General features: G+C 74.5%; 22 protein-coding genes and 1 pseudogene. 15 read left to right on the top strand and 8 right to left on the bottom strand.

From position 1 onward, the window contains the following. The first annotated feature begins 9 nt into the window (after positions 1 to 9). The 4 genes from ACZ51D_RS23025 (at position 10) to ACZ51D_RS23010 (ending at position 3376) form a co-directional block, all read left to right on the top strand. A complete protein-coding gene (locus tag ACZ51D_RS23025; RefSeq protein WP_465663418.1) occupies positions 10 to 576 on the top strand; it encodes a hypothetical protein in 567 nt (188 codons plus the stop codon). 137 nt (positions 577 to 713) lie between these two features. Further along, positions 714 to 1517 carry an MBL fold metallo-hydrolase gene (locus ACZ51D_RS23020; RefSeq protein WP_465617926.1) on the top strand — a complete coding sequence of 268 codons (804 nt, stop codon included), beginning with the start codon at positions 714 to 716 and terminating at the stop codon, positions 1515 to 1517. Between the two features lie 7 nt (positions 1518 to 1524). Continuing rightward, complete coding sequence (locus ACZ51D_RS23015; protein WP_465663417.1) at positions 1525 to 1956, top strand: nuclear transport factor 2 family protein; 432 nt, start codon at positions 1525 to 1527, stop codon at positions 1954 to 1956. Positions 1957 to 2092: 136 nt separating this feature from the next. Then, complete coding sequence (locus tag ACZ51D_RS23010; protein ID WP_465617922.1) at positions 2093 to 3376, top strand: NAD(P)/FAD-dependent oxidoreductase; 1284 nt, start codon at positions 2093 to 2095, stop codon at positions 3374 to 3376. A gap of 61 nt (positions 3377 to 3437) precedes the next feature. Here the strand turns inward: ACZ51D_RS23010 and ACZ51D_RS23005 are convergent, their stop codons facing one another. After that, on the bottom strand, positions 3438 to 4430 hold the full coding sequence (locus ACZ51D_RS23005) for a right-handed parallel beta-helix repeat-containing protein (protein WP_465617920.1): 993 nt from the start codon (positions 4428 to 4430) through the stop codon (positions 3438 to 3440). A gap of 211 nt (positions 4431 to 4641) precedes the next feature. Here ACZ51D_RS23005 and ACZ51D_RS23000 point away from each other — a divergent pair, with 211 nt between their 5' ends. Beyond that, complete coding sequence (locus ACZ51D_RS23000) at positions 4642 to 5058, top strand: DUF3592 domain-containing protein (protein ID WP_465617918.1); 417 nt, start codon at positions 4642 to 4644, stop codon at positions 5056 to 5058. Between the two features lie 56 nt (positions 5059 to 5114). Here the strand turns inward: ACZ51D_RS23000 and ACZ51D_RS22995 are convergent, their stop codons facing one another. Then, positions 5115 to 6188 (bottom strand): Clp protease N-terminal domain-containing protein, encoded by a 1074-nt coding sequence (locus tag ACZ51D_RS22995; protein WP_465663416.1) that lies wholly within the window; start codon positions 6186 to 6188, stop codon positions 5115 to 5117. Between the two features lie 166 nt (positions 6189 to 6354). On the opposite strand from ACZ51D_RS22995, the gene ACZ51D_RS22990 reads away from it, so the two are divergent. Continuing rightward, positions 6355 to 7437, top strand: a complete 1083-nt coding sequence (locus tag ACZ51D_RS22990; protein WP_465663415.1) for a S1C family serine protease — start codon at positions 6355 to 6357, stop codon at positions 7435 to 7437. A 301-nt stretch (positions 7438 to 7738) separates the two neighbouring features. Continuing rightward, entirely contained in the window at positions 7739 to 9109 is a 1371-nt protein-coding gene (locus tag ACZ51D_RS22985; RefSeq protein ID WP_465663414.1) for a condensation domain-containing protein, read from the top strand. Between the two features lie 83 nt (positions 9110 to 9192). Here ACZ51D_RS22985 and ACZ51D_RS22980 read toward each other — a convergent pair whose 3' ends face one another. Beyond that, complete coding sequence (locus ACZ51D_RS22980) at positions 9193 to 9774, bottom strand: universal stress protein (protein ID WP_465663413.1); 582 nt, start codon at positions 9772 to 9774, stop codon at positions 9193 to 9195. A gap of 241 nt (positions 9775 to 10015) precedes the next feature. On the opposite strand from ACZ51D_RS22980, the gene ACZ51D_RS22975 reads away from it, so the two are divergent. The 5 genes from ACZ51D_RS22975 (at position 10016) to ACZ51D_RS22955 (ending at position 13941) form a co-directional block, all read left to right on the top strand. Further along, positions 10016 to 10363 (top strand): GntR family transcriptional regulator, encoded by a 348-nt coding sequence (locus ACZ51D_RS22975; protein ID WP_360493762.1) that lies wholly within the window; start codon positions 10016 to 10018, stop codon positions 10361 to 10363. Beyond that, the gene (locus ACZ51D_RS22970) at positions 10360 to 11412 is read left to right on the top strand and encodes a DUF1648 domain-containing protein (RefSeq protein WP_465663412.1); all 1053 of its coding nucleotides are present in this window, start codon (positions 10360 to 10362) and stop codon (positions 11410 to 11412) included. The genes ACZ51D_RS22975 and ACZ51D_RS22970 overlap by 4 nt, the downstream gene beginning before the upstream one ends. Then, positions 11409 to 11999, top strand: a complete 591-nt coding sequence (locus tag ACZ51D_RS22965) for a hypothetical protein (protein ID WP_465617905.1) — start codon at positions 11409 to 11411, stop codon at positions 11997 to 11999. The genes ACZ51D_RS22970 and ACZ51D_RS22965 overlap by 4 nt, the downstream gene beginning before the upstream one ends. Before the next feature lie 202 nt (positions 12000 to 12201). Beyond that, a complete protein-coding gene (locus ACZ51D_RS22960; RefSeq protein WP_465663411.1) occupies positions 12202 to 12951 on the top strand; it encodes a hypothetical protein in 750 nt (249 codons plus the stop codon). A 150-nt stretch (positions 12952 to 13101) separates the two neighbouring features. Continuing rightward, positions 13102 to 13941, top strand: a complete 840-nt coding sequence (locus ACZ51D_RS22955) for an SAM-dependent methyltransferase (protein WP_396287848.1) — start codon at positions 13102 to 13104, stop codon at positions 13939 to 13941. Positions 13942 to 13964: 23 nt separating this feature from the next. Here the strand turns inward: ACZ51D_RS22955 and ACZ51D_RS22950 are convergent, their stop codons facing one another. Both ACZ51D_RS22950 and ACZ51D_RS22945 read right to left on the bottom strand, forming a co-directional pair. Continuing rightward, positions 13965 to 14645 (bottom strand): response regulator, encoded by a 681-nt coding sequence (locus ACZ51D_RS22950; RefSeq protein WP_465663410.1) that lies wholly within the window; start codon positions 14643 to 14645, stop codon positions 13965 to 13967. Next, positions 14642 to 15865: a sensor histidine kinase gene (locus tag ACZ51D_RS22945; protein ID WP_465663409.1), complete on the bottom strand. Its 1224-nt coding sequence runs from the start codon at positions 15863 to 15865 to the stop codon at positions 14642 to 14644. The genes ACZ51D_RS22950 and ACZ51D_RS22945 overlap by 4 nt, the downstream gene beginning before the upstream one ends. A 125-nt stretch (positions 15866 to 15990) precedes the next feature. Between ACZ51D_RS22945 and ACZ51D_RS22940 the strand changes: the two genes are divergently transcribed. Both ACZ51D_RS22940 and ACZ51D_RS22935 read left to right on the top strand, forming a co-directional pair. Next, positions 15991 to 16914: an ABC transporter ATP-binding protein gene (locus tag ACZ51D_RS22940; protein WP_360493745.1), complete on the top strand. Its 924-nt coding sequence runs from the start codon at positions 15991 to 15993 to the stop codon at positions 16912 to 16914. Further along, positions 16911 to 17786: an ABC transporter permease subunit gene (locus ACZ51D_RS22935; protein WP_465663408.1), complete on the top strand. Its 876-nt coding sequence runs from the start codon at positions 16911 to 16913 to the stop codon at positions 17784 to 17786. Before ACZ51D_RS22940 ends, ACZ51D_RS22935 begins: the two co-directional genes overlap by 4 nt. A 22-nt stretch (positions 17787 to 17808) precedes the next feature. Here the strand turns inward: ACZ51D_RS22935 and ACZ51D_RS22930 are convergent, their stop codons facing one another. Together ACZ51D_RS22930 and ACZ51D_RS22925 are read right to left on the bottom strand one after the other, a co-directional pair. Further along, positions 17809 to 18450, bottom strand: coding sequence for a maleylpyruvate isomerase N-terminal domain-containing protein (locus ACZ51D_RS22930; protein ID WP_465617893.1), 642 nt, complete (start codon positions 18448 to 18450; stop codon positions 17809 to 17811). Beyond that, a complete protein-coding gene (locus ACZ51D_RS22925) occupies positions 18447 to 19826 on the bottom strand; it encodes an MFS transporter (RefSeq protein WP_465663460.1) in 1380 nt (459 codons plus the stop codon). The genes ACZ51D_RS22930 and ACZ51D_RS22925 overlap by 4 nt, the downstream gene beginning before the upstream one ends. 375 nt (positions 19827 to 20201) lie before the next feature. On the opposite strand from ACZ51D_RS22925, the pseudogene ACZ51D_RS22920 reads away from it, so the two are divergent. Beyond that, a pseudogene (locus ACZ51D_RS22920) lies at positions 20202 to 20732 on the top strand (MFS transporter); the annotation flags it as partial. 105 nt (positions 20733 to 20837) lie between these two features. On the opposite strand, the gene ACZ51D_RS22915 reads toward ACZ51D_RS22920, so the two are convergent. Continuing rightward, a complete protein-coding gene (locus ACZ51D_RS22915; RefSeq protein ID WP_465663407.1) occupies positions 20838 to 21623 on the bottom strand; it encodes a hypothetical protein in 786 nt (261 codons plus the stop codon). Positions 21624 to 21661 lie beyond the last annotated feature (38 nt).

Here is a 21661-nt window from a genome sequence, read left to right as displayed (position 1 = left end):
ATCAGTGGCATGGCCCTGACCCCGTACCAGCAGCACCTCCGGGACCGGATCCTGGCCGCCGAGGTGACCGCCCCGCCGGAGCCGTGGCGCCCGGTCGGCCGGGGGCTGATCCCGGTCGGCGGGCTGCTCGGCATCGGCTTCGCCGTCCACCCGGAGAGCGGGCACGACCTGGTGCTGACCGTCTCGTCCGGCGGGCACGGCCTGTTCGACGCCGTGACGGGCCTCAAGGTGGCGCGCGACTACGACCCGGAGGAGGACCCGGACGGCCCGGACCTCTGCTGCCCCGGCCTCGGCCAGGTCTCGGACGTACGGATCCCGGTGGCCGGGACGTGGGGCGGCGGCCTGCACACCAGCTCCGAGGGCGGCTGGCACGTCGAGGTCACCGCCCCGGAGTGGCCGCACCACCGGGTGCTGCTCGCGACCGGCCGGGGCCCGTGGCAGGGCGAGCACGCCGAGTGCTGGTGGCACGTCTTCAACTCCGGCTGGTCCACCCTGCGCGCCGCCGGCTTCTCCCCCACCGGCCGGACCCTCGCGGTGGCCACCAGCAGCGACCTCACGCTCTGGACCCGCGCCTAGGCCGGACCCCGTGCCTGGCGCCGACACCTTCCGGATGCGGGAGCCGTGCCCAGCGCCGACGCTTTCCGGATGCGGGCGCCGCGCCGAGCGCCGATGCTGGCCGCGAGGCGTGCCCGGCCCGAGGAAGGAAGTCCAACGTGAGCGCACTCGACTTCGAGATCATCGACAGCCCCGACAGCTCGCTCAACAAGACCTCCGTCCTGGTCACCGGCCCGCAGCACGCCATGCTGGTGGACGCCGGGTTCACCCGGTCCGACGGCCGCCGTCTGGTCGAGCGGATCAGAGCCGGCGGCAAGCGGCTGACCACCGTGTTCGTCAGCCACGGCGACCCGGACTTCTACTTCGGCGCCCAGGAGGTCCAGGACGCCTTCCCGCAGGCCCGGTTCCTGGCCACCCCCTCGACGGTCGAGCACATCCAGGAGACGTTCGACGCCAAGCTGCGCGCCTGGTCCCACCTGGGCCCCGAGCTGCCCACCCGGCTGGTGCGGCCCGAGGTGCTGGCCGGGGACGAAATCGTCTTCGAGGGCCACCGGTTCGAGGTGCGCGGCGCCGACTTCCACCTGCCGGACCGGCACTACCTCTGGCAGCACCACCACCGCGCCGTGCTCGGCGGGGTCCTGCTCTTCGAGGGCCTGCACGTGTGGACGGCCGACACCCCCAGCTCCGCCCAACGGGCCGCCTGGATCGACCTGCTGGACGGTATCGAGGCGCTCCATCCGACCTGGGTGGCGGCCGGCCACCGGGTCGCCGGCGCGCCCACCGACCTGAACGCCGTCGACCACACCCGCGCCTACCTGCGGGCTTTCGAGACCGAGATCGGCCGGGCCGCGGACGCGGCCGCCGCCAAGGAGGGCCTGGAGCGGCGCTTCCCGGAGCTGGGGCTGCGGATCGCGGTGGACATCGGCACCAAGGTCGTCATGGGCGAGATGGCGTGGGGGTGAGCACGCGATGATCGAGATCCCCAGGGACGTCGCCACCTTCGCCGAGTCCGCCGCCCCCGCCGACGTGGTCCGCCGCCAGTACCTGGCCTCCGCCCGGGGCGACCTGGCCGCGCTGCGCGCCACGCTCGCCGAGGACGTCGAGTGGACCGAGATGGCCGGCTTCCCGCTGGCCGGCACCCACCGCACCCCGAAGGGCGTCACCACCAACGTGATGGAGCGGCTGGCCGCCGAGTGGGACAACTGGACCGCGCACGACGACACCTACGTGGTGGACGGTGAGGACGTCGTGGTCCTGGCCCGCTACACGGCCGTCCACAAGACCACCGGAAAACCGCTCGCGGTCCGGGTCGCCCACCACTTCACCGTGCGCGGCGGCCGGATCGTCCGCTTCGAGCAGTTCACCGACACCGCACTGGTCAGGGACGCGATGACGCCATAGGGCCGGTCGTCCACCCCGACCCCGCGTTCACCCGTACGGGCGGGCGAGGCGCGGCGCGCCCGGCGCGGCCTCGACACACCACCCGGACGGCGGCAGGCTGACCCCGGATCCACGGCCGGAGAACGAGGAGTCGAGCATGGCGGGCACGGACAGCGGCACCACCGGAACCGGCGGCAGCACCGGGGCGGGCGGCGGGCAGGACCGCCCGATCGTCATCGTCGGCGCGTCCCTGGGCGGCGCGAAGGCCGCCGAGGCGCTGCGCGAGGCCGGGTACGAGGGCCGCATCGTCCTGATCGGCGAGGAGCACGAGCGCCCGTACGAACGGCCGCCGTTGTCCAAGGGCTACCTGCTGGGCAAGACGCCCCGGGAGAAGATCTACGTCCACCCGCCGCAGTGGTACGCCGAGCACGACGTCACGCTGCGCCTGGGCACGGCGGTGTCCTCGATCGACCCGGCCGGGCACACCGTGACGCTCGCCGACGACGGCCGGGTGGAGTACGCGAAGCTGCTGCTGACCACCGGCTCGGTGCCGCGCCGCCTGCCGGTGCCGGGCGCCGACCAGGACGGCGTGCTCTACCTGCGCCGGGTCGACGACAGCGACCGGATCAAGGCGGTGCTGCGGCCGGGCGCCCGGATCGTGGTGATCGGCGCGGGCTGGATCGGCCTGGAGGTGGCGGCCGCGGCCCGCCAGGCGGGCGCCGAGGTGACGGTGCTGGAGGCGCTCGAACTGCCGCTGCTGCGGGTGCTCGGCCGGGAGGTCGCCCAGGTCTTCGCCGACCTGCACCGGGACCACGGCGTGGACCTGCGCTTCGGCGTCAAGGTGGCCGAACTGACCGGCGACGGCGGCACGGTGAACGGGGTGAAGCTCGCCGACGGGACGACGGTGGCGGCCGACGCGGTGGTGGTCGGCATCGGCATCGCCCCCGCCGCCGGGCTCGCCGAGGCGGCCGGACTGGAAGTCGACAACGGCATCAAGACCGACCGGCACCTGCGCACCTCGGACCCGGACGTGTACGCGGCCGGCGATGTCGCCAACGCCTACCACCCGCTGTTCGGCCGGCACATCCGGGTCGAGCACTGGGCCAACGCCCTCAACCAGCCGCAGACCGCCGCCCGCGCACTGCTCGGACAGCCGGACGCGGTGTACGACCGGGTCCCCTACTTCTTCACGGACCAGTACGACCTCGGCATGGAGTACGTCGGCTACGTCGAGCCGGACGGCTACGACCAGGTGGTCTTCCGCGGCGACCCGGCCACCCGCGAGTTCATCGCGTTCTGGCTGTCCGGCGGCCGGGTGCGCGCGGGGATGAACGTCAACGTCTGGGACGTCACCGACCCGATCCGCGAACTGGTCCGCTCGGGGCGGGTGGTGGACTCCAAGGCGCTGGCCGACCCGAACGTTCCGCTCGGCGAGCTGTAGCAGCTTCCTCCCGACCCCCGACCCCTCCGCCTCCCGCCCCTCCGACCCAGAGGTACAGCGGCTACCCCACCGGGACGCCGGGGTTCACCAGGCCCCGGCCCCCGGTGACGGTGTTGCCCGCGCCGATCGTCACCGTGCACGTCGCGGCGTCGTAGTCGGTCACGTCGATCGCGTACCGGTCCGCTCCGGTGGCGCCGGTGAGGTCGGAGTGGTTGCCCCGGAAGACCGTGCCGCAGCCCCAGCCCGGCCGGACGCTGTGGGTCTGGAAACCGTCATCGGTGGTGCGCCTGCCGGTGTTGTTCTCGATGACGTAGCCGTTGCCCTTCACGTCGACCCAGGAGTCGTCGTAGTTGCGGCCGGTGAGGCCGTCGCCGTCGAAGGAGTTGCCGGAGACCAGGCCGCCGGTGGTGCCCTCCTTGAGGTCGACGTTCTCGGCGCCGATGTTCGGGCCGAAGGTGTTGCCGACGATCTGCACGTGGTCGCTGCGGTCGGAGAGGGTGTTGGCGGTGCCGACGTAGACGCCCTCGCCCAGGCCGTCCCGGGCCAGGCCGGTGTCGTGGACGCGCGAGTCGCGCAGCGTGCCGTGGGCGCTGGAGTTGCGGAAGTGCACGCCCTCCATGGTGGTGTGGTGGACCGTGACGTCGTCCAGCACCACGTAGTTCGCGGCGTCCGCCACGATGCCCTTCTGGGCGCCGGTGACGGTCAGGCCGTGGACGGTCCAGTAGCTCGCGCCGTCGAGGTGGAGGCCGTAGCCGCCGCCGGTCGGGGTGGTGAGCACGGCCTTGGCCGAGCCGGTCAGGGTGATCCGGGCGGCGGCGGTGCCGGGCGCGGTGGCCTTGAAGCTGCCGGAGTAGGTGCCGTCGGCGAGCTGGATGGTCTGGCCGGGCGCGGCGGCCGCGAGGGCGGCCTGGAGCTGCTTGGCGGTGCCGACCTTGACGACGGTCGCGGCCGGGGCGGCCGGAGCCGCCGGTTCGGCCGTCGCGGCGGGGGCGGCGGCGCCGAGGGCGAGAGCGGTGAGGACGACGCCGAGGGCGCGGGGGGACTGCGGCTTCACGGACGGTGCTCCTTTCGGTGGTCGAGGCCGCTTGCTTCCTTCGTCAGCGACAGGGACATGCCACTACACAGTGGACTGGACCATTCCGGAGCGTCAAGAGTGCCGCCGGTGGGCGATACTGGGCTTCGGGGAACCCTCGGGCAGCTCCCGGGGGCCTCGGGCAGCCAGGGCAGCTCGGGAAGCTCGGGGAATCGTCGGGCAGGGAGGCGCGGTGGGCGGGACGGCCGGGTTCGCCGTAGTGGTGTTCGGCGCGTTGGGCGGCGTGGTCGCCTACCTCGCCGGGATGGTCGGGCTGCGCGAGCTGCGACGCTTGCGCCGGGTCGGCGTCCCGGCGTCGGCACTGGTGCGCGCCCGCGCCTCGGGCCCGGAGGACCGCGCGCTGCCGCCGCGTCCGCTGCTGGAGTTCGAGACGGCCGACGGCCGGGTGGTCGAGGTCTTCTCCCCCGTGCCCTCCACCGCCCGCCACCCGCTGCCGGACGGCCGCTACGTGCGGGTCCGCTACGACCCGGCCGATCCCCGGCAGGTGCTGGTGGACGGGCGGGAGCGGGTGGGGCTGGAGTACGGGTTCCTCGCACTCGGGGTGTTGGCGGTGCTCGGCTCGATCGCCCTCGCCGCCACGGCGCTCTAGCAGTCCCGGTGCGCTCCGCGGGGCCCGGGCCCCGCGGAGCGCTTCGCCAACGGCGGCTACACCACGGGCTGACCCTCCGGCCGACCACCGGGCCCGCCCAGGGCCGCGCCCGGGCCCACGCCCAGGGCCTCGACCAGCCGCCGGGCCCGGGTGTCCTCGTCGAGCAGCATCCGCACCAGCGGGCCGGGCGCCGCGCCGGCCAGGTACGCCTCGACGGAACGCGGATCGGCCGGGAGGGCGACCGTCCCGGCGGTGACGGCCGCGCGGGCCCGGGCGTAGTCGAGGCCCGCCCGGGCGAGCAGCTCGCCGCCGGCGTCGTCCACGTCCGGCTGCGGTTGACGGCCCAGGACTTCGTGGACGGCCAGGAGGGCGAGCAGGACGTGCTCGGTACCGGGCGTCCGACGGCCGAGGCGCTGCGCCTGTTCGTCCGTCTCCCGCCGGATCCAGTCCGACGACGGTGCCGCCGGACCTGCCGCACGAGCCGTGCCGGGCTTCAACAACCTCTTCCAGAGCGGGCGTCGGTTCGACCGACGGCCGAGCAGCGCGTCCCGGGTGGGGAGCAGCAACGGGTCCAGCGCGGTCGGTGCGCCCGGCGCGGTCGGTGCGCCTGGGGTGGTCGGTGAGCCTGGTGCGGTCGGCACGCCCCCCGGCTGGGAAGGCGCCCCGTCCAGACGCTCCCGGACGGTCTGCGGTGCGACGCCCGCCGCGCGCAGCAGTTCGGCGGCGCGGGTGCGGTCGTCGGCGAGCAGGGCACGCAGGACGTGCTCGGCGGTGAGCTTCCGCTCGCCGCCGTGCCGGGCCGACGTCACCGCGGCGGACAGCGCGCGGGCGGCGGCGCCCGTCAGGACGAGGTCCGGGGCCCCGGCCGAACCGAGGACCTCCCGGGCGGGCACGCCCGCGCCGGCCTCGTCGTCCGCGCTCCGGTCGCCGCCGTCGCGGTCACGGTCGCGGTCTCGGTCTCGGTCGCGCAACAGCGCCCGCAGCGCGCTCTCCGTGACCCCGGCGGCAGCGAGGGCCGCACCGGCCGGGCCACCCGACCCCACCACCGCGGCCAGCAGGTGCTCCGTCCCGAGCCGGCCGCCGCGCGTGGTGCCGAGCGCGTGCCAGTCCGCTTCCAGCGTGGTCTCCATCGGACCCTCCCCACCCAGGTGGCTTTGCCCATACCATACGCCCGCTTTGCTTCTGCTTTGTAGTCGCCCGCACGTCAAGTCGGCATCAGGAGCCGGTGACGGAAGCATCGGCGGCGCACCGTTGTTGGAAGCGGGAGAGCCCGCGCCGGCGAAAGGGGTGAGCACCGTGGCCGACACCCTCCCCGGGCCCGAGCACGCCCCCGAGGACACACCTTCCGAGGACACACCCGCCGAGGGCGCACCCACTGCGGACGTACCCACTGCGGACGCGACCATCGAGGACGCAGCGGCGACGGACGACACAGCCGCCGAGGCGCTGGACGCCTACTCGCGGATCGTCACGACCGTGGCCGCCGCGGTGACGCCGCGCGTCGCCGCGCTCCAGGTCCCCCGGCGCGGCCGGGGCGGCTGGTTCAGCACCGCGCTCGGCTCGGCGGTGGTCTTCACCGACGACGGTTTCCTGCTCACGAACGCCCACGTCGTCGGCCACGCCGACGCCGGGACGCTGGCCTTCGCCGACGGCACCACCTCCCCCTTCCACACCATCGGCGCCGACCCGCTCTCCGACCTGGCCGTGCTGCGCGCCGACGGCCCGACCCCCACGCCGGTGCGGCTCGGCGAGGCCACCGCCCTGTGGGTCGGGCAGCTGGTCGTCGCCGTCGGCAACCCGCTCGGGCTGGCCGGGACGGTCACGGCGGGCGTGGTCAGCGCCCTCGGCCGCTCGCTCCCGGCCCGCTCCGGCAGCGCCGTGCGCGTCATCGACAACGTCATCCAGACCGACGCCGCCCTCAACCCCGGCAACTCCGGCGGCGCGCTGACCACCGCGAACGGCGAGGTCGTCGGGATCACCACGGCGGTGGCCGGCAACGGGCTGGGCCTGGCCGTCCCCATCGACGCCACCAGTCGGCAGATCATCGCCGCCCTGCTCGCCGAGGGCCGGATCCGCCGCGCCTACCTGGGCCTCGCCGGAGTGCCCGCCCCGCGGACGCCCGCCCTGCGCCACCGCACCGGGCAGCACACCGGCCTGCGGATCGTCGAGGTGATCGCCGACGCCCCCGCCAGCCACGCCGGACTGCACGAGGGCGACCTGCTGCTCACCGCCTCCGGAGAGCCGATGAGCAGCGCCCAGTCCCTGCAGCGCCTGATGCTGGCCGACGCGATCGGCCGCCCGCTGGCGCTCACGGTGCTGCGCAACGGGGCCCTGGTCGACGTCATCGCCGTCCCGAAGGAACTGCCGTCGGACGACTAGGAGTTGTCCGGGCGGGGTGGCGACGGCTCCGGGAGCGCACAGGTGCTCGGCCGGCACTATGACGGCAGTGCGCTCTCACACCACCGACTGCCACGTCGCGCCCCCAGCTCGCGCCCGAACGCCGTGCCGTTCCGTCGGCAGTGCCGGCGACGGCCCCCGCGCCCATCACCCGATCGGGCGAAGGCCGTACCCGGTGGCCGTATCCGATGACCGGCTGGGCCGGTTGGTACGGCATCGATTGGTAGGCCGGTGCGCGACTGCTGTGGACACCACCCGGCGACGACAGGCAGAAGAAGGCGGAATGCTCCAAATCTCAGTCGAGGACTCCGAGATCGACCCGGGCGAGGCCCATCGGTGGCACCTGGTCTCCCTGACCGGTGACGGGGGGCCGGCTCCGCGCCGGACGACCGGTTACAACCAGGCGAAACATTTCACCGTGGCGCAGCACGCCCAGAGCATCGACGAACCGATCCGGTCCTACGTCGCGGCCAGCTTCGAGCTCCCCGGACGGGTGGATCTGGACGCGCTGGAAGGAGCGTTTCTCCACCTGGTGCGCAGGCACGAGGTGCTCCGGGCGGTCTACCAGCCGCTCGGCGGGGACCTGGGCTGCGAGGTCCTGACGCCCGACGAGGTGGCCCTCAAGCACGACTACGTCGGCCCGCTGGAGACTCCCGCCGAGGTCACCGGGCACCTCCACGAGGCGTTCCGGGAGGTGGACACGCTCGCCTGGCCGCTGATCACGATGGGCGCGGTCGTGCGGCCGGAGTCGACCACGGTCTGGTTCTCGTGCGACCACCTCGTCACCGACGGCCTCTCCAGCGCGATCGCCGTCAACGACATCACCACCGCCTACCGGGGCCTCGCTCAGGAGCAGGAGCCCGGCAGCTACCTGGAGTTCAGCCGCACCCAGCGCCGCGCCAACCGGGCGATGAACGCCGACGACGCGCGGCTGGACTACTGGCGGGCCTTCCGCGACCGCAACGACGGCCTGTTCCCGCGCTTCCCGCTCGACCTCGGGGTACGGCCCGGCCGGCTGTACGCGCCGCTGGCCAGTACCGAACGGCTGCTGACCGCCCGCCAGACCGAGGAGTTCGGCGCCGCCTGCCGGGCCCGTGGCGGGCGGCTGTCCATGGGACTGCTCGCGGGCGTCGCGCTCGCCCTGCGGCAGCTGGGCGGACCGGCGGAGTACCGGGGGCTGGTGCCGGTCAACGAGCGCGACCGGGGCGTCTACGCCGAGTCCATGGGGTGGTTCATCAACACCCTGCCGATCGAGTTCCCGGTCGGGGAGCGGGCCGGCTTCGCCGACGTGCTGACCGCTGCCCAGGACGCCTACGGGCGGGCGCAGGCCCACGCCGGAGTGCACTTCGTGAAGGCGTGGCGGCTGCTCGCCCCGGCCGAGTACGCGCGACTGCACTACTGGCCGCACGCGGTGAACTTCTTCTCCTACATCGACTTCCGCCGCCTGCCCGGTGCCGACCTGCACGCCGCCCAGCGGGCCCGGATGCACGTCTGGGTCTCCGGCTGCAACGGGCTCCTGCACTGGCTGCACCGCACCGACGACGGCCTGTTCGTCAACACCATCCACGTCGACACCCCACTGGCCCGGGACACCAACCGGGCCCTGCTGGACGGATTGGCCGGCGTGCTCACCGACATCGCTCAGCCGTTCTGACGGACGACCAGCCGTTCCGGCTCGGCGGTCGGGGCGGCGCGCCGCGTGCCGCCCGGGTGGGTCGAGGACATCCGTGCCGCCGACTACCGCTTCGCCGGGAGGAGTTCGGGCGCCGGGCCGACCGGCAGGTGCCGGCGGGACCGGCGGGACCGGCGGGACCGGCGGTGGATCGCCTCCAGCTCGCGCAGTTCGGCGAGCAGTCCGGGCACCGGTACGGTCAGCACCGGGCAGCCCGCCGCCCGCACGCAGTACGCGGACACCGGGCGCCGCAGCCCGCGGCGCCGCAGGCCTCCGCTCTGCCCGAGGACCAGCAGGTCACCGGGCCGGTCGGCGAGGTGGACCAGCGCGGGGCCGGTCTCGCCGCGGATCACCACCGGGTGCAGCGGCACCCCGGGGTCGGCGCCGCCGAAGGCCGAGTCGAGGGCCTCGTGCAGGCGCTGTTCGGCGGCTTCCCGGACGGCCGCGAGCAGCGGCGGGCAGGGCGAGCGCCGGTAGCCGTGCTCACCGCCGGGGGGCTCCCAGGCCAGCACCGGCAGCAGTTCCGCACCCCGTGCCCGCGCCTCGGCCACCCCGCGGTGGAGGGCCGCCAGGCTCCCCAGCGACCCGCTGACTCCGACCAGCACCCTGGGTGCCCCGCCGTCCTGGTGTCGCCCGTTGCCGTGCATGATCCGTCCTCGTGTCGTGGTGGCCTTACAGCTCCACCCAACCGTCGGCCCGGGCGTCCGCCGGCCCTTCTTGATGCCTCCCTGACGCCCGACGCGACGATCCCAACGCCGCCCATACGCCGTCCGTTCGGCGCGGGTGTGCGGGCCGGCCGAGGCCGGGCGGAGGCAGCCCGGACCGCCCGGATCACCATGGATCCCCGGGTCGGCAGAAAACGCCCATGGTGCTAGTGTCATTAGCACCATGTTGCTGAAGCTGGACATCGGAGACGCCCGGCCCCTGCACGAGCAGGTGGCGGGCGCGATCCGCCGAGCCGTCGCCGAGGGCGAGTGCGCCCCCGGGGACAAGCTGCCACCCGCCCGGGAGCTGTCCCGGGCGCTCGGCGTGAACACCAACACCGTGCTGCGCGGACTGCGCACCCTGCGGGACGAAGGGGTACTGGAGTTCCGCCGGGGCCGTGGCATCACGATCGCCACCGGCGCCGACACCCGCGCCGAAATCGCTGATCGCGTACGGCAGTTGGTCGACGACGCGGCCCGGGCCGGCTACAGCACGAACGATCTCGTGGACATGATCAGGGGGATGTCGTGAGGGACGAGGGGCCCATAGCGAAGGGGCACCGGGAGAAGGGGCACCGAGAGGGGCACCAACCGGGGGGCCGGGGCGCGCTCTGGGGCGCGGCGGCCTGGTCGGTCGGCGTACTGGCGCTGCTGGTCGCGCTGCCGCTGGCGGCGCGCCACCGGCTGCCGGACCCGCTGGCCACCCATTGGGGCGGACGGGACCCGGACGGTTCGATGTCACTGACGGGGGCCGCGCTGTTCCCGGCGGGACTCTGGCTGGTCCTGGTGCTGGTCTCCGTGCTGCTGCAGCGGTACTGCGCCGAGCGGTCGCCCGGCTGCGGGGCGGCGACACTGGCGGCCGGCGGGGTGCTGCTGACGGGGGCGCAGACCGCCGTCGTGCACGCCAACCTGGACCGCGCCCGCTGGCAGGACGCCGCGCCGATGGGCATCGAGGTGGTCCTGGTCCTGGTGGCCACGGCCGCCGCCGGGGCGCTGGCCTGGCTGGCGGGCCGCCGGTTCGGGGGCCGGGCCGAGGAGCGTCCGGCGGCCGGGGCGCCGGCGCTGGACGTGCCGGCGGGCGAGCGGTTCGTCTGGCTCTCGCGGGCCGCGAACCCGTGGCTGCAGCTGCTGGCCGCCGTGCTCGGGCTGGTCGCGGTGGCGGGTGTGCTGGCGGCCGCGAGCGGGCTGACCGCGCTGGACTGGGCGATCGTCCTGCCGTTCGCGTTCCCCGCCGTCGCCGTCCTCGCCTGCTCCTCGGTGCAGGCGCGGGTGACCGCCCGGGGCCTGACGGTCGGCTTCGGCCCGTTCGGCCGGCCCGCCCGGCACTGGTCCCCCGCCGAGCTCGAGTCGGCGCGGGTCGAGGTGCGCACACCCGCCCAGGCCGGCGGCTGGGGCTACCGGATCAGCCGCCTGGGCACCACCGTTATGCTGCGCCGGGGCACCTGCCTGGTGGTCCGCACCCGCAAGGGCACGGACTTCGCGGTCAGCGTCGACGACGCCGACCGCGGCGCGGCCCTGCTCAACTCCCTGATCGCCAAGGCCGGACCGCCGGCCGTGAACCACGGAGGCGATCGCCGATGATCGATTCCCTCACCGCCTTCACCGTCGCCATCGACTACGGGCGGGCCCACACCACCTTCCTGGTGCACGCCGACGGCTCGCCCGGGCCGGTGGCCCGGATGCACAAGGACGCGGCCTACGACCACAGCGCGCCGTACCAGGTCTTCGCCGGGCCCGGACTCGGGCAACTCATCGGCCACGTCAACAACTTCTCCGCCATAGGGGCCGACCGGACGCTGATCGGCCGGGTCGGCCACCGCTCGCGGTCCTGGCGGCACGACGTGTGGACCTTCGACCAGAACGGCCTCACCGTCCTGGAGGGCGAACCCGTCGGCCTCGCCAACAAGGCGCGGGGCAGCCTTCCCCTGCTCGGCAGCGGCGTGGTCGATGCCGCCCTCCCCTTCGAGCTGCGCTACCGGTCGGCCGAGTCGGCGGGCTTCGAACTGACCCGTCACGCCGGGGTGCGGGCGACCTACGCCGTCCGGATCCACGATCCGCGGATCTCCCGGCTCCTGGTCCTGGCCTGCGTCGCCCACTTCAACACGTACGGCACCGCCGACCTCCGCAAGTCCATGGTGGACGTGACCGCCAACCCCCTCAAGGCCTGAGAACGGTCCGACGGCCGACAGCCCCGGCGTGGTCCGCCCACGCCGGGGCTGTCGGCTGTCCGGCCGTCGACTGTCGGGACGTCGGCCTGTCGAGCTGTCGAGCTGTCGAGCTGTCGGAAAACCTTCCGGCTCGCGAGGTGCCCCCACCTGCCGGAACGGGTACACCAGGTGACAGCCGCTCTCGAAAGGCAAGGAGGCGTCCGTGACTCATGACTCACGCGCGCAGCAGGCTTCGGACACCCGGCGGGGTGTCCAGGACGAACGGACCGTCACGTTCCTCCGTCTCGGCGTCGGGCTGATCGGCATTCTGCTGCCACCGGCCCTGCCGTTCGGCAACTGGCTGGCCGCCGAGGTGACGGGGCGCAGTACGGACGGCTTCTGGCCGGGCTCGATGAGCGCCTCGTACTACACCGACACGCGGAACGTCTTCGTCGGCTCCCTGTGCGCGCTCGGAGTGTTCCTGATCTGCTACCGCTTCGACCGCCGGGACGACCGCTGGAGCACGGCGGCCGGGCTCTTCGCGATCGGGGTCGCGCTGTGCCCGACGTCGCCGGACGGCGCGTCGGACGTCCGGCGGACCATCGGGGTGTTCCACCTGGTCTTCGCGAGCCTGCTGTTCGTGATGCTGGCGATGTTCTGCCTCTACTCCTTCCGCAATCCCCGGTCCACCCAACCGGCCCGGGTGAGCGCGGCCTACCTGGTGGCCGGGGTGCTGATCCTGGTCGCCCTGGTGCTCTCCGTCGCGGCCGGGGCGACGGGGGTCGGTGCCGACTGGTCGGTGCGGCCGCTGTTCCTGTGCGAGTGGCTGGCGACGTGGTCCTTCGGTGCGGCCTGGATCGGGGCCGCGCTCGAACTCGCCGCGCACCGCCGGGGCGGTTCCGACCCGGCGGCCGTCCCCCGGCAGCCGGGCGGCGCGCTGGTGGAGCCGAGCCTGCCGGAGGCCCCGGCCTGAGAGCCAAGCCGGAGAACCAGGCTGAGGGCCAGACCTGAGGGCCAGAGCCGAGGGTTCGTCATCTCGTCATACCGATCGACCGTTACCATGCGCACCAAGGGCAGCCACCACGGCGGCCGGTGACGGGTTCCCAGCAACGGGAGGGCGAGCATGGCGAACGAGGTCCGGGCGGAACGCGGTCCGCAGGAGCACTACCCGTCGATGGACCTGCGGATGGACGTCCCGCACTCCGCCCGGGTCTACGACTACCTCATCGGCGGCAAGACCAACTTCGAGGCGGACCGGGTCGCCGCGCACGCCTCGGTCCGGGCCTGGCCGTCGCTGCCGATCTCGATGCGGACCACCCGCGACTTCATGCAGCGCTCGGTGCGCCACCTCGCCGAGCAGTACGGCGTACGGCAGTTCCTGGACATCGGCACCGGCATCCCCACCTCGCCGAACGTGCACGAGGTCGCGCAGGCGGTCGCGCCCGAGGCCCGGGTCGCGTACGTGGACAACGACCCGATCGTGCTGAACCACGCGCGGGCGCTGATGTCCAGCACGCCCGAGGGCCGCACCTGTTACGTGGACGCCGACTTCCGCGACCCGGAGTCGATCATCAACAACCGCCGGCTGCGCGAGGTGCTCGACCTCTCCCAGCCGGTGGCGCTGTCGCTGATCGCGATCGTCCACCTGGTGCTGGACGAGGACGACCCGCAGGGCATCGTTCGCCGCTTCATGGCCGCCCTGGCGCCCGGCAGCGTCCTCGCCCTGACGGTGTTCACCGGCGACACCGACCCGGTCGGCGTGGGCGGCGTCGGCCGGGAGTACAACGCGCGCGGCATCCCGCTGCAGATCCGCGACAAGGCCGAGACGGAGGCCTTCTTCGACGGCTTCGAGCTGCTCGACCCGGGCGTCACGCTGGTCCACCACTGGCGCCCGGACGCCGACGCCGCACCCGTGCGCGACCAGGACATCGCGATGTACGCGGGCGTGGCGATCAAGCGCTGAGCGGCCGTCAGCGGCGGGCCCGGTCACCCGGGGACGGAGACCAGGCCCGCCTCGTAGGCCAGGATGACCAGTTGCACCCGGTCGCGGGCGTCGAGCTTGGCGAGCAGCCGGGTCATGTAGGTCTTGACGGTGGCGATGCTGAGCACCAGTTCGGCGGCGATCTCGGTGTTGGACAGGCCGCGGCCGACCAGGGTGAGGATCTCCCGCTCCCGGTCGGTGATCGCCTCCAGCCGGCGGAGGGCTGCGCCCCGCTCGGCGGGGCCGGGCACCCGCTCGGGCGGCCGGGCGCCGGCGAACGCGCCGATCAGCCGCCGGGTGACGCTCGGCGCGATCAGGGCGTCCCCGGCGGCGACCACCCGCACCGCTCCCAGGATGTCCTCCAGCGCCATGTCCTTGACCAGGAACCCGGACGCCCCGGCGTTCAGCGCCGCGTAGACGTGCTCGTCCTCGTCGAAGGTGGTGAGCACGACCACCCTGGTCGGGCCGCCGGCGGCGGTCACCAGCCGGGTGGCCTCGATGCCGTCCATACCGGGCATCCGGATGTCCATCACGACGACGTCCGGGCGCAGTTCGGCGGCGAGCCGGACGGCCTCGGTCCCGGTGCCCGCCTCGCCGACCACCTCGACGTCGGTGGTCTCCGTGATGACCATCTCGAGCGCGGCCCGCACCAGTGGCTGGTCGTCGGCCAGCACGACCCTGATCATGCGCCCGCCTCCCCCGCGAGCGCGGCGGCGAGAACCGGCACCGGCACCGGCAGCGTGGCCGCAACCCGGAAGCCGCCGTCGGCGCGCGGCCCGGCGGCGAACTCGCCGTGCAGCAGGGCGACCCGCTCGCGCAGCCCGGCCAGCCCGAAGCCACTGCCCGTGCCCGTGCCGTGCCCCCGGCCCCGCCCCCGGTCGGTGACCTCGACGGACAGCTCCCCCGCCGTCCGGTGGTCGACGGAGACCTCGCAGGCGTCGGCGTCCGCGTGCCGGACCACGTTGGTGACCGACTCCTGGATGATCCGGAACGCCGCGAGGTCGATCTCCGGCGGCAGCGGCCTCTGTTCGCCGTGCCGCCGGACCTCCACCCGGACGCCCGCCTCGGTGGTCGCCCCGGCCAGCCGGTCGAGCTCGGCCAGGCCCTGCGGGGCGGTGGCCGAGGCCTCGCCGTCGGCCCGGCGCAGGACGACGAGCATCCGGCGCAGCGCGGCCAGGGTGTCCCGTCCGGCGGTCTCGATCTCGCCCAGCGCCGCCTTGGCGCGCTCGGGCCTGCTGTCGATGACCCGGCGGGCGGCGCCGGCCTGCAGCGCGACGATGCCGAGGCTGTGCGCGACGGTGTCGTGCATCTCCCGGGCGATCCGCAGCCGTTCGGCGGTGACCGCCTCGGCGGCCGCCCGGCTGCTCAACGCCTCGGCGTGCTCCCGGTTCTGCCGCACCGTACGCCCGACCAGCCAGGCGACCAGCGCGAGCAGTGCGGCGCCGTCGGCGGAGCCGATGTGGGTGCCGGTGAAGACCCCGACGGTGTTGCCGTGGACCAGGCCGATGTGCAGCACCAGGAAGCCCATGACCAGGGCGAACGCGGCCCGCGAGGTGCGGCGCGACCGGGTGGCGGTGATCAGGCAGAGCGCGGTGTCCACGGCGACCAGCGCGCCGGGCGGCACCTGGGTGCCCCCGGCCCAGCCGTCGGTCTCCGTCCAGGTGGCGATCAGCAGCAGGGCGACCGACAGCACCGGCAGCCGGCGCACCAGCGCGGCGCCGGTGAAGGCCACCGCCGTGTCGGCCAGGGTGAACGCCCATCCGCCGTGCGCGGCGGCGCCGTGGTGCTGCGCGGCGTCACCGCCGAGCCGGACGGCGGGGTAGGCGGCGGCCACGCACCAGGCGAGCCCGACCCAGATCTCGGGCGGGACGCGCCGGAACAGCGGCGGCTTGGGGGTCGAGGACATGGTTCAAGATCGTAACCACGGGCCGGTGAGCCGTCATCCACCCGTGGTTGTACGGCCGGGGGGTGACCGCACTGTCGACGCCGGTCCGATGCGGCGCCACCCGCTTTCCCGGCACCGTGGAGCCCATGATCGAAGTCACCGAGCTGACGAAGCTCTACGGCCGCGGCAACGCCCGCCGGACCGCCGTCGACCGTCTCACCTTCACCGTCCGGCCCGGCCACGTCACCGGCTTCCTCGGCCCCAACGGCGCGGGCAAGTCCACCACCCTGCGGCTGGTCCTCGGCCTGAACGACCCCACCACCGGCACCGTCACCGTCGACGGCCACACCTTCCGCGGCCGCCCGCGCGGCCTGCGCCACGTCGGCGCGCTGCTCGACGCGGGCGACGTCCACGGCGGGCGCACCGGCCGGGCCCATCTGCGGGCGCTGGCCCGGAGCAACGCGGTCCCGGCCGCGCGGGTCGAGGAGGTCCTGGCGGAGGTCGGGCTCACCGAGGCCGCCGGGCGGCGGATCGGCGGCTACTCGCTGGGCATGAAGCAGCGGCTCGGCATCGCGGGCGCGCTGCTCGGCGACCCGCCGGTGCTGCTCTTCGACGAGCCGCTGAACGGGCTGGACCCGGAGGGCGTGCTGTGGGTGCGCGGACTGTTCCGCCGCCTTGCCGCCGAGGGGCGGACGGTGTTCGTCTCCAGCCACATGATGGCGGAGATGGAGCACACCGCCGACCGCCTGGTGGTGATCGGACGCGGCCGGCTGATCGCCGACGAGAGCCTCACCGAGTTCGCCGCCCGCGCGGGCCGGGCCGCCGTCACCGTCCGGGCCGCCGAACCCGACCGGCTGGCCGCCGTGTTGGCGGCCGCGGGCGCCACCGTACGCCCCGGCCCGGACGGCGCCCTCGCGGTGACCGGCCTGGACGCCACCCGGATCGGCGAACTCGCCCTGGAACAGCGCCTGTTGCTGCACGCCCTGACCGACCGCGGCGCCTCCCTGGAGGAGGCGTTCATGGAACTGACCGCCGACAGCGTCGAGTACCTCGCCGGAGAGCCCCGATGACCAGCACGACCGCGAACAGCACAAGCACGAACAGCACCGCGACCGCCCACGCCATGACCGCCCGCGCCGAACCGCGCGCCCGGTTCGGCGACCTGCTCGCCGCCGAGTGGATCAAGTTCTGGTCGCTGCGCTCGATCCCGTGGGTGCTCGGCCTGAGCACCCTGGCCGTCGTCGCCGCCAACCTCAGGTCCGCCCAGTACACCCACGACCACTCCACGCCGGGCGACGGTGACCCCGTCATGATGGCGCAGGTCGCGCTGAACGCCGCCTTCGGCCTGCCCTCCGCCGACATCCTGATGCTCGTCGGGGGCACGATCGGCGCGATCGTCATCGCGGGCGAGTACGCGACCGGGCTGATCCGCACGACCCTGGCGGCCGTGCCGGACCGCCGGGCGGTGCTGGTGGCCAAGGCGTGCGTGCTGACGGCCGTGATGCTCGGCTTCGGCGTGCTCAGCGTCGGCGTCTCCTTCGGCGCCACCCAGGCGATCCTGTCCGATGTCGGCATCGGACAGTCACTCACCGACCCCGCCGCCTTCCGGTACGTCGCGGCGGCCGTCCTGTTCGGTCCGGTGTGCGCGCTGGTCGGGCTCGGCCTCGGCACGCTGATCCGGCACAGCGCGGGCGCGGTGGTGGGCACGGTCGTGGTGCTGTTCTTCGTCCCGTCCCTCGTCACCGAGCGCTACCGCTGGACGGCCGACCTGCTGCACGCCCTGCCGCTGCCCGCCTGGCAGCGCCTCGCCCGGACCACCCTGGCGGGCCAGCGCCCGAGCGAGTACCCACCCACCGTCGCGGGCTCCTGGATCACCTTCGCGGCCTGGTCGCTCGCCTCGGTGGTGATCGCGGCGGTCGTGATCCGGCGCCGGGACCACTGAGGGCCGAGGGCCCGGGGACGGCTCAGAACGCCGCGATGCTCCCCGGCGCCCGCTCGGCCCGGCTGAGCGCCCGCAGCACGTCCACCCACCCGTGCCGGCGGACGGCCAGCCGGGCCAGCAGGCCGGCCACGGCGTCGGCCGTCTCCGGCGGGAGTCCGGGGGTCGGAACGCCGACACTGACCGCCAAGTCGTCGGCGTGGACGGCCAGTTCCATCGTCCGGGTCGCCAGCAGGTCGTCGAGGGTGAGCGACCAGGGCCCCCAGAACGGCAGCCGGGCCGACCGGGCGCCGTCCGCCGCGGCGAGGGCGGCCGTCAGGTCCGCGACCGCTCCGGCGACCCGGCGGTGCAGTGCCGCCGGCCCGTCGGCGGCGAACGCCTCGCTGCCCTGCCGGATCCGCACGTTGATGTCCGCGTCGAGGGCCGCGCCGACCCACGCCACCCGGGCGTAGTGGTCCAGCAGGCCGACCGTCTCCTCGGCCGGCGCCGCAGCGGCCAAAGCCTCGGGCACGCACAGCACCTGATAGGCCAGGTGCCCGGCCAGCCCGCCGACGCTCCACTGCGCCAGCGCGCTCGGCCGGCGCCACGCCTCGGCCACCTCCGGGCGGCGCAGCAACTGCTCGGCCGCGCGGGCCGCGGCCAGGAAGTCCGTTCGGGCATCGGTCACGACCCACTCCCTACCGCGCCGCGCCGGTTCGGAAACCGCCCCGACACCGTGTCCGCCACCGCGACCAGCAACGCCGCCAGCACCAGGCCCGCCGCGACCGCCACGCCCAACTGGAAGGCCGTCGCCCAGTCCGGGTGGCGGCCGCGGGCATGGGCGAAGAACACCGAGCCGACGACCGCGATGCCCACCGCCGAGCCGACCCGCTGCGCGGTCTGCAGCACGCCGCCCGCGCTGCCCGCCCGGGCAACCGGAACCTGCTGGAGGGTCAGCGTCTGGTTCGGGGCGATCACCAGCCCGCTGCCCACCCCGGCGACCAGCAACGGCAGCGCCGTCGTCCAGCCCACCCGGGGCCCCGACCACAGCTGCACCGCGAGTGCCGAGGCCAGCAGCCCGCCCAGCACCAGCAGCAGCCCGGCCACCACCAGCCGTCGGCCGAGCCGGCTCACCAACCGCCCGCCGACCGCCGCGGCCACCCCCGAGCCGACCGCGAACGGGGTGATCGCCAGGCCCGCCGCCAGCGCCGAGTAGTGCAGTCCGGCCTGCAGGTACAGCGTGAAGATGAAGAAGATCGCGGTGAACCCGGCGAAGTACACCAGCGACAGCAGCACCCCCGCCGCGTACGGGCGCACCGCGAACAGCGCCATGCTCACCAGCGGTTCGTGCCGCCGCCCGTAGTACACCTCCCAGCCGACGAAGGCCGCGAGCAGCACCGCCGCCACCGGCAGCAGCAGCCAGCGGGCCGGGCTGTGCCACTGCTGTTCCTGGACGAACGGCAGCAGCAGCGCGACCGTGCCGGCGCCGAGCAGCACCACCCCGACCGGGTCGAAGTCGCGGTGCCCGGCCCGCTCGGCGGCCGGCGGGGGCGGCGGGAGCAGCCGGTAGGCGATCGGCAGGGCGGCGACGCCGATCGGCAGGTTGACCAGGAACACCCACCGCCAGCCGTCCTGCGGGCCGAACAGGTGGATCAGCAGCCCGCCGAGCAGCGGCCCGACGGCGGTGGACAGCCCGATGGTGGCGCCGAGCGCGCCGAAGGCCCGGCCGCGGTCGGCGCCCTGGAAGAGGGTCTGGATGAAGCCGGACACCTGCGGCACGAGCACACCGCCCGCCGCGCCCTGGAACAGCCGGGCCAGCACCAGCCACTCCTGGTTCTGCGCCGCGCCGGCCAGCGCGCTGGCCGCGGTGAACAGGGCGAGCCCGGCGAGGAAGACGGCCCGCCGGCTGCGCGCGTCGCCGAGCCGCCCGGACGGGACGAGCACCAGGCCGAAGGCCAGCGCGTAGCCGCTGAGCACCCACTGCAGGCCGCTCTCCGACATGTGCAGCCCGGCCCGTACGGTCGGCAGGGCGACGTTGACGATGCTGACGTCCAGCAGGGTCATGAACCCGGCGACCAGGCAGACCGCGAGCGCCCGCCAGCGCCGCGCGGTGGCCCGCCCGCCCGCGGCGGAGGCACCGGGCGGCTCCGGGGCCGGGTCCGGTTCCGGGTCCGGGTCCGGGTGCGCGGAGGTGGGCGGGGGGTGGGGGGTCATGGGAGCCTCTTCCCGGTGTCCGGGGCGGCCTGCGGCCCGACCGGTCGTCGGCCGGCGTCGCTCGGCTCATCGTCGCGCTGCCCACCTTGGGCCGCCACCCGGGCCGCCACCCGCCGTCCTTGCACTCACTCATGCACGCAGTCCTTCATGCCGTCCCTGTGCCGTCCCTCACTCGAACGGCCGAACCGGATCGCGGTCGGCGCCCGCACCCCAGAGGCTGACGGCATGACCGTCGCCACCGAGAGCCCGCCGTCCGCCCCGCCGGTGCTGGACCTCCGGCAGCGAAACGTCGTCTTCGCCACGATCGTGCTCGGCATGCTGCTGGCCGCCCTCGACCAGACCATCGTCGGCACCGCGCTGCCCACCATCGTCGCGGACCTCGGAGGGGCCGCGCACATGTCCTGGGTGGTGACGGCCTATCTGCTGGCCGAGACGGTCGCCACCGTGCCGGCCGGCAAGTTCGGCGACCTGTACGGGCGCAAGCTGCTGTTCCAGGCCTCGGCGATCGTCTTCGTCTGCGGCTCCTTCCTGTGCGGGCTGGCCACCAACATGACCCTGCTGATCGCCTGGCGGGCGGTGCAGGGCCTCGGCGCGGGCGGCCTGATGGTCACCGCCATGGCGCTGATCGCCGACGTCATCCCGCTGCGCGAACGCGGCAAGTACCAGGGCGCGATCGGCGCGGTGTTCGGCGTGGCCACGGTGATCGGGCCGTTGCTGGGCGGGCTGTTCACCGACCACCTGTCCTGGCGCTGGGCCAACGCGTCTCCTTCCCTGCGGTGTTTCTCCCCCAGAGCATGCGGCCATACGGCCATGCGGCCATGCGAACGGACGGCCGATCACTCGGAGACGGCCACGGCGGCGTCAGCCGGCCAGCCATGGCGCCTCGGGGAGCTTGGCGCCGTCGGCGTGGCCGGAGAACTCCGCCGTGGTCGGCGCGCCCAGGCCCGGCATCCGCATGGTCACCCGCCGCAGTGTGCCGTCGCCGTCGACCCAGTACGTCAGCGGCGACCGTCCGCCGTCGGGTGCGGAGCCCTGGGCGCGCGGCCCGGCGAAGCGGTCGTAGCCGCGGCCGTCGATGCGGTCCCGGCCCAGCCAGCGCGCCCCGGACTGGGCGAGCAGCAGCGGGTTGTCGGGGCGGTCGGCACCGAGCTGGACCACCAGGCTGAGTCCGGCGTCCAGGGGGTCCGCGGTGTAGGAGCGCGGTGACCAGCCCGGCCGCGGCACGTGCTCGGCCTGCTGCCAGGGCGGGTCGTCGACGCCGGCCGGCTCGGGGGCCAGCCCGAGACCGCCGGTGTCCCAGACGATCAGGCCGTGGTCGAGCGGCCCGCTCGCCCCGGTGGTCCGGTAGCGGCCCACACCCCGGTGGGTGCGGTAGTCCACGACACCCTCGACCCGGATGGTGACGCCCCCGCCCTCGGTGGCCGTGAGCGTCATCCCCACCGGGCCGGCCTGGTAGAGGTTCAGCCGCGAGAGCGCCAGCCGGGAGGCCTCGTCGGTGGTCACCGGGCGTTCGGTGGTCTCGTCGGAGACCGTCCGGTAGACGACCAGGCCACCCGCCGCGGTGCCGCACACCACGATCGCGATCAGGGTCCTCAGCCGGACGGCCCGACGCTGCCTGCGGCCGTCGGCCTTCGTCTTCCGGGGCATGCGGGTGCTCTTTCTCCTCGGTCGGTCACGACAGTCGG

The organism is Kitasatospora sp. NPDC033851, assembly GCF_055576085.1.
This window is presented reverse-complemented; position numbering and strand designations above follow the sequence as displayed.